At 69.9% G+C, this 3,453-nt stretch carries 3 protein-coding genes; all 3 read left to right on the top strand.

Features of this window, described 5'->3' with window-relative positions; genetic code table 11:
• The first annotated feature begins 461 nt into the window (after positions 1-461).
• Positions 462-1,481, top strand: a complete 1,020-nt coding sequence (locus tag F3J14_RS34180; protein ID WP_006754117.1) for a LacI family DNA-binding transcriptional regulator — start codon at positions 462-464, stop codon at positions 1,479-1,481.
• Positions 1,478-2,758: an AGE family epimerase/isomerase gene (locus tag F3J14_RS34175; protein WP_166726661.1), complete on the top strand. Its 1,281-nt coding sequence runs from the start codon at positions 1,478-1,480 to the stop codon at positions 2,756-2,758. The genes F3J14_RS34180 and F3J14_RS34175 overlap by 4 nt, the downstream gene beginning before the upstream one ends.
• The coding region (locus tag F3J14_RS34170) for a carbohydrate kinase (protein WP_166726660.1) at positions 2,755-3,453 on the top strand (699 nt) is incomplete at its 3' end. The genes F3J14_RS34175 and F3J14_RS34170, both read left to right, overlap by 4 nt.

Raw genomic sequence — 3,453 nt, 5'->3', positions numbered from 1 at the left:
GGCTGAACGGCGGGCTGAACGGCGGGCTGAACGGCGGGTCGAACGGCGGGCTGAACGGCGGGCTGGACGGCGGGTCGAACGGCGGACTCTGAACGGCGGGCCGAACGGCGGCCAGCGGCCGGCCGCATGCCGGGCGGCCGCTCGACGGGCCGTCGGCTTGCCCGAACGACATTACCGGTGCTGCACGCCCGAGCCGCCCCGATCCCCGGTGACCGCCTGTCGAACGGCCCTTTCGTGTCGAACAGCCGAACGCATGCGACGCGGCGCCTCCCGGCATCACCCGTTCCATGCGATCACCTTGCCTTTTTCGCGTTTTGTTTAGTATTTTTAGTAACGGCGTTTTCGCAGATTAGCACGTAAAAACCCGTTATTTCCGGGTATTCCCCGGTTATCCGGCCCGAATTTGGCGCCGAGTTTTACTATACAATCGCCGTCACCCTAAACAAACCGGACCCCGAACGATGGGCACCACCATTCGCGATGTAGCGCGGGCGGCAGAGGTCTCGATCGGCACCGTCTCCCGCGCGCTGAAAAACCAGCCGGGGCTGTCCGAAGCCACGCGTGCGCGCATCGTCGAGATCGCGCAGCGGCTCGGATACGACCCGGCCCAGTTGCGCCCGCGCATCCGCCGGCTCACCTTCCTGCTGCACCGCCAGCACAACCGCTTTCCCGCCAGCCCGTTCTTCTCGCACGTGCTGCACGGCGTCGAGGACGCGTGCCGCGAGCGCGGCATCGTGCCGACGCTGCTCACGGTCGGCCCGAACGACGACGTGCTGCGCCAGATGCGCCCGCACGCGCCCGACGCGATCGCGGTGGCCGGCTTCATCGAACCCGAGACGATCGAGGCGCTCGCCGCGACCGGCCGCCCGCTCGTGCTGATCGACCTGTGGGCGCCCGGGCTGCGTTCGGTGAACATCGACAACGCGACGGGCGCGGCGCTCGCGATGCGCCACCTGCTCGCCACCGGCCGCTCGCGGATCGCGTTCATCGGCGGCTCCGCCGCGCACTACAGCATCGCGCAGCGCGCGATCGGCTACCGGCGCGCGTTCTTCGAGGCCGGGCGGCTGTTCGATCCCGCGTATGAAGTGACGATCGACGCCGGGCTCGACCCCGACACCGGCGCCGCGCGCGCGATGCAGCAGCTGCTCGACGCGCCGGGCCCGCGCCCCGACGCCGTGTTCGCATACAACGACGCCGCCGCGCTGGCCGCGCAGCGCGTGTGCATCGCGCGCGGCGTGCGGATTCCGGAAGACATCGCGATCGTCGGCTTCGACGACATCCCCGCCGCCGCGCATGCGAACCCGCCACTCACGACGCTCGCCGTCGACAAGGAAGCGCTCGGCCGCCGCGGCGTCGAACTGCTGCTCGCCGAAGCACCCGAGCGCACCGAGATCTCCCTGCCCGTCGAGCTGATCGTGCGGGCCAGCAGCCAGCCCGCCGGCTCACCGGCACTCGATACCGCCACGGTCACCGAATCATGAACATGCCCCCGGTCCAATCCCGCACGGCCACGCCGGCCAACCACGCGCAAGCGGCGCCGTTCGTCGCGAGCTTCCGCGATCCGTCGTTCCTGCTGTCGCACATCGAGGACACGCTGCGCTTCTACGCGGCGAACGCGTTCGACCCGACGGGCGGCTTCTACCACTACTTCCGCGACGACGGCAGCGTCTACAACCGCACGTCGCGGCATCTGGTCAGCAGTTGCCGGTTCGTCTTCAACTACGCGATGGCGTACCGGCATTTCGGCGATCCGCGCCATCTCGAGTACGCGCGCCACGGGCTGCGCTTCCTGCGCGACGCGCACTGGGACGACGACCTGCAGGGCTACGACTGGGAACTCGACTGGCGCGACGGCGCGAAGCACGAGACGCTCGACGCCACGCGCCACTGCTACGGGCTCGCGTTCGTGCTGCTGGCCGCCGCGCACGCGACAATGGCCGGCATCGACGAAGCGCGCGCGCTGATCGCGTCGACCTACGAGCTCGCCGAACACCGCTTCTGGGATGCGGCCGCGGGCCTCTATGCGGACGACGCGACGCCGAACTGGAACGTGTCGTCGTACCGCGGCCAGAACGCGAACATGCACATGACGGAGGCGCTGCTCGCGGCCTACGAGGCGACCGGCCACGTCACCTACCTCGATCGCGCGGAGAAGCTCGCGACCCATATCACGCAGCGCCAGGCCGCGCTGTCGGGTGGCCTCGTGTGGGAGCACTACCATGCGGACTGGTCGGTCGACTGGGACTACAACAAGGAAGACAGCTCGAACATCTTCCGTCCGTGGGGCTTCCAGCCCGGGCACCAGACCGAATGGGCGAAGCTGCTGCTGATCCTGGAGCGGCACCGCCCGCTCGACTGGCTCGTACCGCGCGCGGCCGAGCTGTTCGATGCGGCGCTCACGCACGCGTGGGACGCCGATCACGGCGGCCTCTGCTACGGCTTCGGCCCCGACTTCACGATCTGCGACCACAACAAGTATTTCTGGGTGCAGGCGGAAACCTTCGCGGCGGCCGCGATGCTCGGCGCGCGCACCGGCAGCGAGCGCTTCTGGGACTGGTACGACGAGATCTGGCGCTACAGCTGGGCGCATTTCGTCGATCACCGCTACGGCGCGTGGTACCGGATCCTCACCTGCGACAACCGCAAGTACAGCGACGAGAAAAGCCCGGCCGGCAAGACCGACTATCACACGATGGGCGCGTGCTATGACGTGCTCGCGACCCTTGCGCGCGCGGCGCGCAGCGAGCCCACGCAATGAGCGGCGGCACGTTTCCGGCATTCGTGTCGGCGGGCGACATCCTGACCGACATGGTGCGCGCGGGCGACGCGCAGTGGACTTCGGTGCCGGGCGGCGCCGGCTGGAACGTCGCACGCGCGGTCGCGCGGCTCGGCGTGCCGAGCGCGCTCGCGGGCGCGATCGGCGAGGACTGCTTCTCCGACGTGCTGTGGCGCACCAGCGACGCGGCCGGACTCGACCTGCGCTTCCTGCAGCGCGTGCCGCGCGCGCCGCTGCTCGCGATCGTCCACGAGACCCGGCCGCCCGCGTACTTCTTCATCGGCGATGCCAGCGCGGACCTCGCGTTCGACCCGGCGCGGCTGCCGGCCGGCTGGACCGAACACGTGCAATGGGCGCACTTCGGCTGCATCAGCCTGGTGCGCGAACCGCTCGCGGGCACGCTCGTCGCGCTCGCGGCCGACCTGCACGCGCGCGGCGTGAAGATCAGCTTCGATCCGAACTACCGGAACCTGATGACGGCGGCGTACCGGCCGACACTGGAGAAGATGGCCGGCCTCGCCGACCTGATCAAGGTGTCCGACGAGGACCTGCGCCACCTGTTCGGCGGCGACGGCCCCGACGCGGTCGACGCGGTGCGCGCGCTGAATCCGCGCGCGGCCGTGCTCGTCACGCGCGGCGCGCAGGCGGCGACGCTCTACGCCGGCGACGACGTGCTC

Source organism: Burkholderia sp. Tr-862 (assembly GCF_011753085.1).
Taxonomy (GTDB): domain Bacteria; phylum Pseudomonadota; class Gammaproteobacteria; order Burkholderiales; family Burkholderiaceae; genus Burkholderia; species Burkholderia ambifaria.
Note: the sequence above shows the minus strand (reverse complement) of the source record. Positions and strands in the feature narration are given on the sequence as shown.